Below are 14,633 nucleotides of genomic sequence, written 5' to 3' on the forward strand. Positions count from 1 at the left end.
TTTGGCACCTCGATGTCGGCTCATCGCATCCTGGGGCTGTAGTCGGTCCCAAGGGTTGGGCTGTTCGCCCATTAAAGCGGTACGCGAGCTGGGTTCAGAACGTCGTGAGACAGTTCGGTCCCTATCCGTCGTGGGCGTAGGAAATTTGAGAGGAGCTGTCCTTAGTACGAGAGGACCGGGATGGACGCACCGCTGGTGTACCAGTTGTTCTGCCAAGGGCATAGCTGGGTAGCTATGTGCGGAAGGGATAAGTGCTGAAAGCATCTAAGCATGAAGCCCCCCTCAAGATGAGATTTCCCATAGCGTAAGCTAGTAAGATCCCTGAAAGATGATCAGGTTGATAGGTTCGAGGTGGAAGCATGGTGACATGTGGAGCTGACGAATACTAATAGATCGAGGACTTAACCATATAATATGTAGCAAATGTTATCTAGTTTTGAAGGAATATGCCTTCATAGTTTGGTGATGATGGCAGAGAGGTCACACCCGTTCCCATACCGAACACGGAAGTTAAGCTCTCTAGCGCCGATGGTAGTTGGGACCTTGTCCCTGTGAGAGTAGGACGTCGCCAAGCAACTAAGCACGAGTCAAATGACTCGTGTTTTTTCGTGTTTTCTTTTATAATCCATAGTAATTAAAAAATGTGTTTAAATAATAATTATTTTGATTAAATACAAGGGAACGTGGCTAGGATAGTGAATAAGCAAAAGAGTTGCAAATTTTATTAATACGTATATAATTAAAGTCAAAGATAGTCAAAGTCAATAAAGGTGGCGGATAAATGAGAAATATATCTGATATCATTGAGCAATATCTAAAGCAAGTTATTGACTTAAGTAATAATAATGTGATTGAAATCAAAAGAAATGAGATTGCGGATCGATTCGAGTGCGTACCATCTCAAATCAATTATGTAATCAATACCCGTTTTACGTTAGAAAGAGGATTTGTAGTAGAAAGTAAACGTGGTGGAGGAGGTTACATTCGCATTATAAAAGTCAAACTGCATGATGATATAGACATTATTGATCAAATGCTTCATATGATTGATCATAGTATTGCACAAGGGAATGCAGAGAGTATGATTATACGTTTAATAGAAGAGGGAATCATAACAAATCGTGAAGCTAAACTTATGCTAAGTGTACTAGATCGTTCTGTATTATCAATGGATGTTCCTTCTCGAGATGAACTTAGGGCTCGAATATTATGCGCAATGTTAAGAACACTGAAATATAAATAAATATAGCTGTTGTAAAAGAATAATAACTAAGAGATAAGGCAGTTAAATATTGTAGAGGTTTTGAAAAAAGAACACGCACTTTTATTTAAACGAATAAAGGAAAGTGAACCATCTAGTAATGTATGAAAAGTACTATGAGATAGATCGTTCCTGTTATAAAGGTGGGGATAGTGATGACTTGTCAAAACTGTAATATAAGACCAGCAACTTTACACTATACAAAAGTAATCAACGAGAAGAAGGCGGAAGTTCATCTTTGTGAGCAATGTGCAGAACAAAGTGGCTATACGTCTTTCTTTCAATCTTCGCAGTCTAACTTTTCATTTCATGATTTATTTGCTGGGTTATTACACGGTGAATCAACAATGTTTGAAGAAGGAAAAAACGGGTTTTCGAATACAAGTATATTAAGATGCCCGGATTGTAAGATGACATATGAACAATTTACAAAGGTGGGACGCTTTGGATGTGCTTCTTGTTACGATACATTTAAGGAACATTTAAAGCCATTATTAAAACGTCTTCACGGTGGACATACAGATCATTGTGGAAAAATTCCGGAACGTATAGAAGGAAATATTCACTTAAAGAAAGAATTAGATGAACTAAAACTCATTCTGAAACAATGTGTACAGAATGAGGAGTTTGAGAAAGCTGCTGAAGTAAGGGATAAAATTCGAGGTCTTGAAAATCAGCTTAGTGAGCATAGAGAGGGGGAATAGTTCTATGTCACTGGACAAAATTATGAATGAAGCGATTAGTCCATGGATGAAGGGGGATGGCCCTGATTCTGATATTGTTTTAAGCAGTCGAATTCGTTTGGCTCGTAATTTTAAAAAATATCAATTCTCTACTATGCAAAGCGAAGAAGAAGCTAAACAGATTCATGAATTATTTAAAAAGGAATTTATAAATAAAACGGTAGAACCTTTTGGAGAGTTTGAACTATTAAAAATGAATGAATTAACACCTCTTCAAAGGAGAGTATTAGTTGAAAAGCACTTAATTAGTCCCAGCCTTGCAGGAACTGAGTATGGAGCATGTCTATTGTCAGAAAGCGAACATATTAGTGTTATGCTTAATGAAGAAGACCATATTCGGATTCAGTGTTTGTTTTCAGGATTGCAATTATCAGAGGCTCTTCAAAGTGCCAATCAAATAGATAATTGGATAGAGGAAGAGGTTGAATATGCTTTTGATGAATCACTTGGATATATTACGAGTTGCCCTACTAACGTTGGTACTGGATTAAGAGCTTCTGTAATGATTCACTTACCGGGACTCGTTTTAACGAAAAGAATTAGCCGTATTATACAAGTAATTCAGAAATTAGGGTTAGTAGTAAGAGGAATATACGGTGAAGGTAGCGAAGCGTTAGGTAATATATTTCAAGTGTCAAATCAAATGACGCTAGGAAAATCTGAAGAAGATATTATTGCAGATTTAAAGAGTGTCATTCAACAAATCATACAGCAAGAAAAAATGGCTAGAGAATTAATTGTACAAAATTCAAGTATTGAGCTTGAAGATAAAGTTTATCGCTCTTATGGCATACTAGCAAACAGTCGGTTAATTCAATCTGCGGAAGCGGCCACTTGCTTATCAGATGTACGACTTGGTATTGATTTAGGATATATAAAAGGTGTATCGAGAAATATTTTGACTGAGCTAATGGTCCTTACACAACCAGGCATTTTACAACAATATGCAGGAGGACCTTTAGGACCAGAAGAAAGAGATTATCGAAGAGCAACCTTAATCCGTGAGCGATTACGTATTGAAAAAAACTAAGCGCAAGTAGGAGGCGATTTCTATGATGTTTGGAAGATTTACAGAAAGAGCACAGAAAGTATTAGCTTTATCTCAAGAGGAAGCAATTCGCATTGGGCATAATAATATTGGAACAGAACATATTTTACTTGGGCTTGTACGCGAAGGGGAAGGAATTGCAGCAAAAGCGTTGATTGCTCTAGGATTAAGTCCAGAGAAAGTTCAAAAAGAAGTAGAAGCGTTAATTGGACGCGGAACAGAAGCTTCTCAAACGGTACATTATACACCGCGTGCTAAAAAGGTTATTGAGTTGTCTATGGATGAAGCTCGTAAATTAGGTCATTCTTACGTTGGAACAGAACATATCTTACTTGGTTTAATCCGTGAAGGTGAAGGTGTAGCAGCACGTGTTTTAAATAACTTAGGTGTTAGCCTAAATAAGGCAAGACAACAAGTATTGCAACTTCTTGGAAGCAATGAAGCAAGCTCAGGTCACCAAGGTGGTTCTTCAACAAATGCAAATACACCAACACTGGATAGCTTAGCACGTGATTTAACAGTTGTTGCACGTGAAAATCGTTTAGACCCTGTTATTGGGCGTGGTAAAGAAATTCAACGTGTAATTGAAGTGTTAAGCCGTAGAACAAAAAACAATCCTGTATTAATTGGAGAGCCTGGTGTAGGTAAAACGGCGATTGCAGAAGGATTAGCACAACAAATCGTAAATAATGAAGTTCCTGAAACTTTAAGAGATAAGCGTGTTATGACACTAGATATGGGTACAGTGGTAGCTGGAACGAAATATCGTGGTGAATTTGAAGATCGTTTGAAGAAAGTAATGGATGAAATCCGTCAGGCAGGAAATATTATTCTATTTATTGATGAACTTCATACATTAATTGGTGCAGGTGGAGCAGAAGGTGCCATTGATGCATCGAACATTTTAAAACCATCTTTAGCTCGCGGGGAGTTACAATGTATTGGGGCGACAACGTTAGATGAATATCGCAAATATATTGAAAAAGACGCGGCTTTAGAGAGACGTTTCCAACCAATTCACGTTGATGAGCCAAGTTTAGACGAATCAACTCAAATCTTGAAAGGTTTACGTGATCGCTATGAGGCACATCACCGCGTATCTATTACAGATGATGCAATTGATGCAGCTGTAAAGCTTTCAGATCGTTATATTACAGATCGTTTCTTACCAGATAAAGCAATTGATTTAATTGATGAAGCTGCTTCTAAGGTTCGCTTACGCTCTTATACAACACCACCAAATTTAAAAGAGCTTGAAGTGAAGCTTGAGGAAATTAGAAAAGAAAAAGATGCAGCTGTACAAAGTCAAGAATTTGAAAAAGCTGCTTCCTTACGTGATATGGAACAACGCTTGCGTGAGAAGTTAGAAGATACAAAGCGTCAGTGGAAAGAGAAACAAGGACAAGAAAACTCAGAAGTAACAGTAGAAGATATTGCAAATGTCGTATCTACATGGACGCGTATTCCAGTTTCTAAACTTGCACAAACAGAGACTGATAAATTATTAAACTTAGAATCCATTCTTCACGATCGTGTTATTGGTCAAGATGAAGCAGTAGTAGCTGTAGCGAAAGCTGTTCGTCGTGCTAGAGCAGGATTGAAAGATCCGAAACGTCCGATTGGTTCATTTATTTTCTTAGGACCAACAGGTGTAGGTAAGACTGAGCTAGCAAGAGCGTTAGCAGAATCTATGTTCGGTGATGAGGATGCAATGATTCGCATCGATATGTCTGAGTACATGGAGAAGCATTCTACCTCTCGTTTAGTTGGATCTCCTCCAGGATATGTTGGATATGAAGAAGGTGGACAATTAACGGAAAAGGTTCGCCGTAAGCCATATTCAGTTGTTCTATTAGATGAAGTAGAGAAAGCTCATCCGGATGTGTTTAACATTTTACTACAAGTATTAGAAGATGGTCGCTTAACGGATTCTAAAGGGCGTACGGTTGATTTCCGTAATACAATTGTTATTATGACATCTAACGTTGGTGCAGACGCGTTAAAACGTAATAAACATCTTGGATTTAACGTACAAGATGAGAGCCGCGATTATTCAGATATGAAAGGTAAAGTAATGGATGAACTGAAAAAAGCATTTCGTCCAGAATTCTTAAACCGTATTGATGAAATTATCGTGTTCCATATGCTTGAGAAAAAACATATTCAAGAGATTGTAACACTTATGGTGAATCAGTTAGTGAATCGCTTAAAAGAGCAAGAGATTGAATTGCATTTAACAGAAGGAGCGATTTCAGCCATTGCTGATAAAGGATTTGACCGAGAGTACGGTGCTCGCCCGCTTCGTAGAGCAATTCAGAAACATGTAGAAGATAGACTATCGGAAGAACTTTTAAAAGGTGCTATTGAGAAAGGACAAAAAGTTATCTTTGATGTTGAAGGAGAATCATTTGTCATTCATAGTGCTGAAAAGGTAAAATAAGTATAGACAAACTAAGAGGGCTACGAGATAGCCCTCTTTCTTGTACGAGAAGGATAAATTGTTTATAGATGAAAGTGAAGTGAAATATAAAACGATATGGCTAAAAAGAAAACAAAATTCACATGTCAAGAGTGTGGTTATCAGTCACCGAAATATATGGGGAAGTGCCCCGGATGTGGTCAATGGAATACGCTTGTTGAAGAGATGGAACCGGTTGTATCATCAAGGCGCCTTAATTATGCCAATGCAATTCAAACAGAAGTAACAAAACCAAGACGTCTTACAGAAGTAGAAACAAAGTCTGAGGCGCGTATTGAAACAAAATTTCAAGAATTTAACCGTGTACTTGGTGGTGGAATCGTAGATGGATCTTTAGTACTTATCGGCGGGGACCCTGGGATTGGAAAATCAACGTTGTTATTACAGATTTCATCGCAATTAGCAGATTCTTCATATGATGTACTCTACATATCGGGTGAGGAGTCAGCAAAGCAGATAAAACTTCGTGCAGATCGTTTAGATGTAAAGGGTAGTAATTTATTTGTTGTAGCAGAGACGGATTTGCAGCGAATTGCAACACACATTGAAGAGATGAATCCGGCCTTTGTTGTTATTGATTCCATTCAAACGATACATTTACCAGAGGTAACGTCAGCACCAGGAAGTGTGGCACAAGTACGTGAATGTACAGCAGAGTTAATGAAACTTGCAAAAACGAAAGGAATCCCTATTTTTATCGTCGGACACGTGACAAAAGAAGGTGCAATTGCAGGACCACGTATGTTAGAACATATGGTCGACGCAGTTCTTTACTTTGAAGGAGACCGTCATCATACATATCGTATTTTGCGAGCTGTTAAGAATCGTTTTGGTTCTACGAATGAAATGGGTATTTTTGAAATGAAAGAACTTGGCCTTGCGGAAGTCTTAAACCCGTCTGAAATTTTCCTTGAGGAAAGACCTGTTGGGGTTGCAGGATCAACCGTGGTAGCCTCAATGGAAGGAACAAGACCAGTGTTAGTAGAAATACAAGCATTAATCTCCCCTACTAGTTTTGGAAACCCTCGAAGAATGGCAACGGGAATTGATCATAACCGTGTATCTCTTATTATGGCGGTGCTAGAAAAAAGAACAGGTTTATTATTGCAAAATCAAGACGCATATTTAAAAGTGGCGGGTGGTTTGAAATTAGATGAACCAGCAATTGATTTAGCGGTGGCTTTAAGTATAGCTTCAAGTTTTAGAGATAAATCTACGGCACCAACCGATGCAGTAATAGGAGAAGTCGGATTAACTGGAGAAATAAGAAGAGTATCAAGAATTGAACAACGTGTACAAGAAGCGGCTAAATTAGGATTTCAACGTGCTATTATTCCTAGAAAAAATTTGGGAGGATGGACAATTCCGGATGGGATTGAGGTAGTAGGTGTATCTAATTTAGGGGAAGCGCTTCGTTTGACATTAGGAGGCTAGGCTATGGAAGAAAACAAGCAACGTGTCAAAAGTATGATTAATATTTTACAGCTCGTGGCTCCGGGAACACCACTGCGCGAAGGGATAGATAATGTGCTTCGCGCACAAACAGGGGGATTAATTGTTCTTGGATATAACGAGCAGATTAAAAGTATTGTTGATGGAGGTTTTCATATTAATTGTGCATTCTCTCCTGCTAGTTTATACGAGTTAGCAAAAATGGACGGGGCGCTTATTTTAAATGAAACGGGAAGTAAAATTTTAATTGCGAACGCACAATTAGTTCCAGAGGCATCTATTGATTCTATTGAAACGGGAATGCGTCACCGAACGGCAGAGCGTGTAGCAAAGCAGACAGGTAGCCTTGTTGTGGCTATTTCACAAAGACGTAACGTAATTACACTATATCAAGGGAATTTACGTTATACACTAAAAGATATAGGTGTTATTTTAACAAAGGCAAATCAAGCTATTCAAACGTTAGAAAAATATAAAGCCGTATGGAATGATGGGATTACGAATTTGGGTATTCTAGAATTTGAAGAGGTTGTTACAATGTCCGAGGTGGTTCATGTTTTACATAGTGTTGAAATGGTACTACGTATTAAAAATGAAATATTGAGCTATATTCATGAACTAGGAACAGAAGGTAGGTTAATTCGTTTACAACTTACTGAACTACTAGCTGATTTAGAAGCAGAAGCAGCGCTATTAATAAAGGATTACCATCAAGAAAAAACACAAGACCATCATCAAATTTTGAAAAGGTTACAAGAACTTGCAAATACACAACTTCTAGAGGATAGTGATTTAGTTAAATTACTTGGATATCCAGGACAAACGAGTTTAGAAGAAAGTGTGACACCGAGAGGATACCGAATCACCAGCAAAATTTCACGTGTTCCACCACTTATCATTGAAAATTTAATTAACAGATTTAAAACTTTGCAAGGTGTTTGTCGGGCAACTATTAATGAATTAGATGATGTGGAAGGAATTGGGGAAGTCAGGGCGAAGAAAATACGAGAAGGCCTAAAAAGAATTCAAGAGCATCTCTATATGAGTAGACACAATTAAGAATATTACATTGATTCCATAATATAACGACACTAGAACACTTTTGGTATATGATATGATATATTGGTAAATAAAACTATTTATAAAAAAACACGTCCGCTTTTGCATTCGGCGTTTTGATTAGCGAAACAATGGTTAATAATGAGTAGGAGGTGGTTGGATGTTAAAACGGATTGTACAGCTCTTCTTTCTAGTAATTGGTGGAGCGTTAGGGATTTACTTAATCCCAAAAGTTATTAATGTATTAGACATCGGTGCCGTTCCTTTATTGGAAGGATCATATGTTCGAGCAATTATTGGTGCAATTATTTTATTTTTAACAACATTTTGGCTTGTAGATTATATCGTTCAACTTATTAAGCATATTGAAGAGGCTCTTGTAAAGGCGCCTGTAGCAGATGTTTTATTTGGTACATTAGGATTAATCTCTGGTCTTATTGTTGCATATTTAATTTTAATACCAATTCGTGAATTTACAATTCCAGTTATTAGTACAGTGTTGCAAGTTTTCTTTACTCTTTTACTTGGATATTTAGGATTCCAAGTAGGGTTTAAAAAGAGGAATGAATTGCTAGGATTATTTACATTACCACAACGTGGGAAGAAGAAAAATAATAATAGCGAGCATGAAGAAACTGAAACTGAGGTAGAAGAATCTACAACTCATTGGAAAATTCTCGATACGAGTGTAATTATCGATGGACGTATTGCTGATATTTGCCAAACAAAGTTTTTAGAAGGAACAATTGTGATTCCACAATTCGTGTTAGAAGAACTTCAGCACATTGCTGATTCGTCTGATGCTTTAAAGCGTAATCGTGGTCGTAGAGGATTAGACATTTTAAATCGTATTCAAAAAGAGATGCCGATTCCGGTAGAAATTTATGAAGGTGATTTCGATGATATTCAAGAAGTGGATAGCAAGCTTGTAAAGTTGGCGAAAATCACTGGTGGAACGGTAGTAACAAATGATTTTAACTTAAATAAAGTCTCTGAATTACAAGGGGTAACGGTGTTAAACATTAACGATTTAGCTAATGCAATTAAACCTGTTGTACTCCCAGGTGAAGAACTAAGCGTTTATGTTGTAAAAGATGGAAAAGAACAAAATCAAGGTGTTGCATATTTAGATGATGGCACGATGATTGTAGTAGAAGATGGTAGAGAATACGTAGGTTCGCAACTCAATGTACTTGTTACGAGTGTGTTACAAACATCAGCTGGTCGTATGATTTTCGCCAAACGTAAATTATTAGAAAAAGCATTATAAGTAGAGGATTATTAATATGTATACATTAATTATTCCAGCAGCTGGTCAAGGAAAGCGAATGGGTGCTGGCAAAAATAAGTTGTTTTTACTTATTAATGAAGTACCGATTATTGTGCATACGTTACGTGCTTTTGAAAAGGATAAAGAATGTAAAAATATTATCATGGCAATTAACGAAGAAGAGCGCCCATATTTTGAAGAGCTAATGCAGAAGTATCCGGTTGAAAAGCCGGTACAATTTATTCAGGGTGGAGCCGAAAGACAAGATAGTGTGTATAACGCAATTCAGCATACGAGTGATGTTAAGTATGTTCTTGTACATGACGGTGCGCGCCCGTTCGTAACAAATAAAGTGATCCAAGATGTATTAACTGCAGCAGAAAAATATGGAGCTTCCATTTGTGCGGTGCCAGTGAAAGATACCGTTAAGAAAGTACAGCAGGATGTTGTTGTCGAAACGGTAGAAAGATCTCAGCTTAAAGCTGTACAAACACCACAAGGTTTCTCTGTTTCTCTTTTGCTAGAAGCACATAGAAGTGCGAAGCAGAGTTGTTTCCTTGGTACAGATGATGCAAGTCTCGTGGAACGTATTGGGAAGCAAGTAGGTGTAGTAGAGGGGAGTTACTATAATATTAAAGTGACGACTCCAGAGGATTTACTAATTGCTGAAAGCTTTCTTCACATTCAAAAGAAATGATAGCAATGATTATAGCGAAGAAAAGCTCGGCAAAGGCCGGGCTTTTCTTTATAGGGATAGCGATATAATATAGAGTCATAAAGCTCAGTAGTTTAGTTTGAGGAGGATGTAAAGAATGTTTCGAATTGGACAAGGTTTTGACGTACATGAATTTGCGGAAGGTAGACCGTTAATTATCGGTGGAATTACAATTCCTCATGAGAAAGGATTGATCGGTCACTCGGATGCAGATGTATTATTACATACGATCGCAGACGCATGTTTAGGTGCAATTGCGGCAGGTGATATTGGAAAACATTTCCCTGATACAGACCCTGCCTTTAAAGACGCGGATTCAGCTGTGTTGTTACAGAAGGTTTGGGAATTTGTACGTGAACAAGGTTATGAGCTAGGGAACCTAGATTGTACAATTATCGCCCAAAAGCCGAAAATGGCACCACATATTGAAAGTATGCGTAAACGCATTAGCGAACTATTAGAAACGTCTATTGATAATATCAATGTAAAGGCAACGACAACAGAAAAATTAGGATTTACAGGTAGGGAAGAAGGAATTGCTTCTCAAGCAGTTGTTTTATTACAGAAAAAATAATGGTTTTTAATTCGTAAGATGGATAATCACATTTTTTTGGTGTACAATTATAGAATGTGTTGACATTAAGAATGGAAGGTGTACCAATTATGGAAAAGCAAGTGAGAGTGCGCTATGCGCCAAGTCCAACAGGACACTTACATATCGGAAATGCGCGTACGGCATTATTTAATTATTTATTTGCTCGTCATCAAGATGGTAAGTTTATTATTCGTATTGAAGATACTGATGTAAAACGTAATGTTGCTGGTGGAGAAGAAAGCCAATTAAAATACTTGAAATGGCTCGGTATGGACTGGGATGAAGGTGTTGATGTTGGTGGTGAATTTGGACCATATCGTCAAACAGAGCGTTTAGATATGTATAAAAAATTATATGAAGATTTATTAGAGCGTGGTTTAGCTTACAAATGTTATATGACAGAAGAAGAGCTAGAAGCGGAACGCGAAGGGCAAATCGCTCGTGGTGAAACACCTCGTTACGCAGGTAACCACCGTGATTTAACTGAAGCACAAGTGAAAGAATTTGAAGCTGAGGGACGTATTCCGAGTATTCGTTTCCGTGTACCAGCTGACCGTGATTACACATTTAAAGATATTGTAAAAGATGAAGTTGCATTCCATTCAAATGATTTCGGTGATTTCGTTATCGTGAAAAAAGATGGAATTCCAACTTATAACTTTGCGGTAGCAGTAGATGATCACTTAATGGAAATTACACACGTACTTCGTGGTGATGATCATATTTCAAACACGCCAAAACAAATGATGATTTATGAAGCTTTCGGTTGGGATATTCCGCAATTCGGTCATATGACTTTAATTGTAAATGAAAGCCGTAAAAAATTAAGTAAGCGTGATGAATCTATTATTCAATTTATTGAGCAATATAAAGAGCTTGGATATCTTCCAGAAGCAATCTTTAACTTTATTGCACTACTAGGTTGGTCGCCAGTAGGAGAAGAAGAAATCTTCTCTCAAGAAGAGTTTATCAAAATGTTCGATGCAGCTCGTTTATCAAAATCACCTGCATTATTTGATTCTCAAAAACTAAAATGGATGAACAACCAATATATGAAAAAGCAAGATTTAGATACGGTGGTAGAATTAAGCTTACCGCATCTAGTGAAAGCTGGACGTATAGGTGAAACTTTAAGTGAACAAGAACAAGCTTGGATTCGTGATGTAATTGCGTTATATCATGAACAAATGAGTTTTGGAGCTGAAATTGTAGAGCTTTCTGAAATGTTCTTCAAAGATCATGTTGATTATGAAGAAGAAGGACAAGAAGTATTAAAAGGTGAACAAGTACCAGAAGTACTTCGTGCATTTGCCGGTCAAGTAGAAGCACTAGAAGCGATGGAACCAGCAGCAATTAAGGCGGCTATTAAAGCGGTCCAAAAGGAAACAGGTCATAAAGGTAAAAACTTATTTATGCCAATCCGTGTTGCAACTACTGGTCAAACACATGGCCCAGAACTTCCTAATGCTATTGTACTTCTTGGAAAAGAGAAAGTTTTAAATCGTCTTCAAAAAGTAATTGGTTAACATTTTCTAGGTTTAGAAATATAATAAGTATACTTAAAACCTAATAAGGAAAAGCGACGAGAAGGAGAAGTAGAAAATCAGGCTTTTTACAGAGAGAACCACCTTTAGGCTGGAAGTGGTTTATAAGCGGATTTTTGAAATGCCCCTTCGAGTCTTCTGCTGAACAGCAAATCGTTTTGCGAAACGTCTTAGGGCGTAAAGTAAGCAGAAGCGGTGTACACCGTTATCAGAGATGAGTTTGAGGCTTCTTTAGCCTAAACAGAGTGGAACCGCGCTTATAAGGCGTCTCTGTCAATATGACAGAGGCGTCTTTTTTTATATCGTAAAAATGGGTATGAGTATAAGTTTTATCCCCGTGCATACAGATTTAGGGGGATAAATAGGGAGTTAAGGGAGTTAGTTCGCTCGAAAAAGCATCCCATAAAGGGGAGGGAACGTCGATGTTTAAGAGGCTTCGGGAAGATATTGAAGTCGTTTTTGAACAGGATCCAGCGGCAAGAAGTTATTTCGAAGTCATTTTGACTTACTCTGGATTACATGCAGTTTGGGCTCATCGAATTGCACATGCTTTTTATAAAAAGAATTTCTTCTTTATTGCACGTTGGATCTCGCAGGTTAGTCGTTTCTTTACTGGCATTGAGATTCATCCAGGAGCAACAATTGGTCGTCGTTTTTTCATAGACCATGGAATGGGGGTTGTAATTGGAGAAACGTGTGAAATTGGTGATAATGTAACGATCTATCAAGGAGTTACATTAGGTGGTACAGGTAAAGAAAAGGGAAAGAGGCACCCTACAATTCAGGATAATGTATTAATTGCAACGGGTGCTAAAGTACTAGGTTCTATTACAGTTGGAGAGAATTCTAAAATTGGAGCAGGGTCTGTCGTATTAAAAGAAGTCCCTGCACATTCTACAGTTGTAGGTATACCTGGCCGAGTCGTTATTCAAAATGGAGTAAAGATCGGTCAAGAATTAAACCATTCTGACCTTCCAGACCCAATTTTTGATAAATTAAAGGTCATGGAAGTAGAACTTGATAAATTGAAAAAACAACTTGAAGTAAAGGTAGAAAGGAAGGATAAAAATGACTATTCACATTTATAATACGTTAACACGTCAAAAGGAAGAGTTTACTCCATTAGAAGAAAATAAGGTAAAGATGTATGTATGTGGACCTACAGTTTATAACTATATTCACATTGGGAATGCAAGACCACCTATGGTATTTGATACGGTACGCCGTTATTTAGAATATAAAGGGTATGATGTGCAGTACGTATCTAACTTTACTGACGTAGATGATAAATTAATTAAAGCAGCAAATGAATTAGGTGAAGATGTGCCGACAATTGCTGACCGTTTCGTTGAAGCATACTTTGAAGATGTAACAGCACTAGGTTGCAAACATGCAACAGTTCATCCTCGTGTAACGGAAAATATGGATATCATTATTGAATTTATTCAAGAACTTGTGAATAAAGGATATGCATATGAATCAGAAGGTGATGTGTACTTTAGAACGAAGGAATTCGAAGGGTACGGTAAATTATCGCATCAACCAATCGCAGACTTACGTCATGGTGCGCGTATTGAAGTAGGAGAAAAGAAACAAGACCCCCTTGATTTTGCTTTATGGAAAGCTGCGAAAGAAGGAGAAATCTTCTGGGAAAGCCCTTGGGGTAAAGGTCGTCCAGGCTGGCATATTGAATGCTCGGCAATGGCGCGTAAATACTTAGGAGATACCATCGATATTCACGCTGGTGGCCAAGACTTGGCATTTCCTCATCATGAGAATGAAATCGCGCAGTCTGAGGCGTTAACAGGAAAAACATTTGCACGTTATTGGATGCACAATGGATATATTAATATTAATAATGAGAAGATGTCTAAGTCACTTGGGAACTTCATTTTGGTTCACGATATCATTAAGCAATATGATCCGCAGTTAATTAGATTCTTTATGCTATCAGTACATTACCGTCACCCAATTAATTTTAGTGAAGAGTTATTACAAAGCACAAATAACGGGCTGGAAAGAATTAAAACGGCTTATGGTAACTTAAAACACCGTATGGAAAGTAGTACGGATTTAACAGATCATAATGAGAAGTGGTTAGCTGAGCTGGAAAAATTCCAGACTGCATTTGAAGAAGCGATGAATGATGACTTCAACACTGCTAATGCAATCACTGAATTATATAATGTAGCAAATCATGCAAATCAATATTTACTGGAAGAGCATACGTCTAAAGTGGTAATTGAAGCATATGTAAAACAACTTGAAACGTTATTTGATATTCTAGGGTTAGAATTAGCGCAAGACGAGTTACTTGATGAAGAAATTGAGGCACTTATTCAAAAACGCATTGAAGCTCGTAAAAATCGTGATTTTGCATTATCAGATAAAATTCGCGATGATTTAAAAGACCGTAATATTATTCTAGAAGATACCGCTCAAGGTACAAGATGGAAAAGAGGATAAG

At 37.6% G+C, this 14,633-nt stretch carries 12 protein-coding genes, 2 rRNA genes and 1 other annotated feature (1 of these 15 only partly in view); all 14 genes read left to right on the forward strand.

Going from position 1 to position 14,633, the window contains the following annotated elements:
* A 23S ribosomal RNA gene (locus tag ATN06_RS00600) occupies positions 1–409 on the forward strand (it extends 2,513 nt beyond the left edge of the window).
* Between the two features lie 49 nt (positions 410–458).
* Positions 459–574, forward strand: a 5S ribosomal RNA gene (rrf, locus tag ATN06_RS00605).
* A 207-nt stretch (positions 575–781) separates the two neighbouring features.
* A complete protein-coding gene (gene ctsR / locus ATN06_RS00610) occupies positions 782–1,243 on the forward strand; it encodes a transcriptional regulator CtsR (RefSeq protein WP_060629196.1) in 462 nt (153 codons plus the stop codon).
* A gap of 173 nt (positions 1,244–1,416) precedes the next feature.
* Positions 1,417–1,965: a protein-arginine kinase activator protein McsA gene (locus ATN06_RS00615; protein WP_060629197.1), complete on the forward strand. Its 549-nt coding sequence runs from the start codon at positions 1,417–1,419 to the stop codon at positions 1,963–1,965.
* Positions 1,966–1,969: 4 nt separating this feature from the next.
* The gene (locus ATN06_RS00620; RefSeq protein WP_060629198.1) at positions 1,970–3,034 is read left to right on the forward strand and encodes a protein-arginine kinase McsB; all 1,065 of its coding nucleotides are present in this window, start codon (positions 1,970–1,972) and stop codon (positions 3,032–3,034) included.
* Positions 3,035–3,056: 22 nt separating this feature from the next.
* Positions 3,057–5,492 carry an ATP-dependent protease ATP-binding subunit ClpC gene (gene clpC / locus ATN06_RS00625; RefSeq protein ID WP_060629199.1) on the forward strand — a complete coding sequence of 812 codons (2,436 nt, stop codon included), beginning with the start codon at positions 3,057–3,059 and terminating at the stop codon, positions 5,490–5,492.
* A 96-nt stretch (positions 5,493–5,588) separates the two neighbouring features.
* Positions 5,589–6,965 carry a DNA repair protein RadA gene (gene radA, locus ATN06_RS00630; protein WP_060629200.1) on the forward strand — a complete coding sequence of 459 codons (1,377 nt, stop codon included), beginning with the start codon at positions 5,589–5,591 and terminating at the stop codon, positions 6,963–6,965.
* A 3-nt stretch (positions 6,966–6,968) separates the two neighbouring features.
* Complete coding sequence (gene disA, locus ATN06_RS00635; protein WP_060629201.1) at positions 6,969–8,042, forward strand: DNA integrity scanning diadenylate cyclase DisA; 1,074 nt, start codon at positions 6,969–6,971, stop codon at positions 8,040–8,042.
* Between the two features lie 160 nt (positions 8,043–8,202).
* Entirely contained in the window at positions 8,203–9,312 is a 1,110-nt protein-coding gene (locus ATN06_RS00640; protein WP_060629202.1) for a PIN/TRAM domain-containing protein, read from the forward strand.
* 16 nt (positions 9,313–9,328) lie between these two features.
* The gene (gene ispD / locus ATN06_RS00645; RefSeq protein WP_060629203.1) at positions 9,329–10,009 is read left to right on the forward strand and encodes a 2-C-methyl-D-erythritol 4-phosphate cytidylyltransferase; all 681 of its coding nucleotides are present in this window, start codon (positions 9,329–9,331) and stop codon (positions 10,007–10,009) included.
* A 115-nt stretch (positions 10,010–10,124) separates the two neighbouring features.
* Entirely contained in the window at positions 10,125–10,601 is a 477-nt protein-coding gene (gene ispF, locus ATN06_RS00650; RefSeq protein ID WP_000488386.1) for a 2-C-methyl-D-erythritol 2,4-cyclodiphosphate synthase, read from the forward strand.
* 89 nt (positions 10,602–10,690) lie between these two features.
* On the forward strand, positions 10,691–12,148 hold the full coding sequence (gene gltX, locus ATN06_RS00655) for a glutamate--tRNA ligase (protein ID WP_060629204.1): 1,458 nt from the start codon (positions 10,691–10,693) through the stop codon (positions 12,146–12,148).
* 47 nt (positions 12,149–12,195) lie between these two features.
* Positions 12,196–12,441 (forward strand) — a binding site (T-box leader).
* 147 nt (positions 12,442–12,588) lie between these two features.
* Complete coding sequence (gene cysE, locus ATN06_RS00660; protein WP_000476500.1) at positions 12,589–13,254, forward strand: serine O-acetyltransferase; 666 nt, start codon at positions 12,589–12,591, stop codon at positions 13,252–13,254.
* Positions 13,235–14,632, forward strand: a complete 1,398-nt coding sequence (gene cysS / locus ATN06_RS00665; RefSeq protein WP_060629205.1) for a cysteine--tRNA ligase — start codon at positions 13,235–13,237, stop codon at positions 14,630–14,632. Before cysE ends, cysS begins: the two co-directional genes overlap by 20 nt.
* Position 14,633 lies beyond the last annotated feature (1 nt).

Origin of the sequence: Bacillus thuringiensis (assembly GCF_001455345.1) — a bacterium.
GTDB lineage: Bacteria > Bacillota > Bacilli > Bacillales > Bacillaceae_G > Bacillus_A > Bacillus_A thuringiensis_N.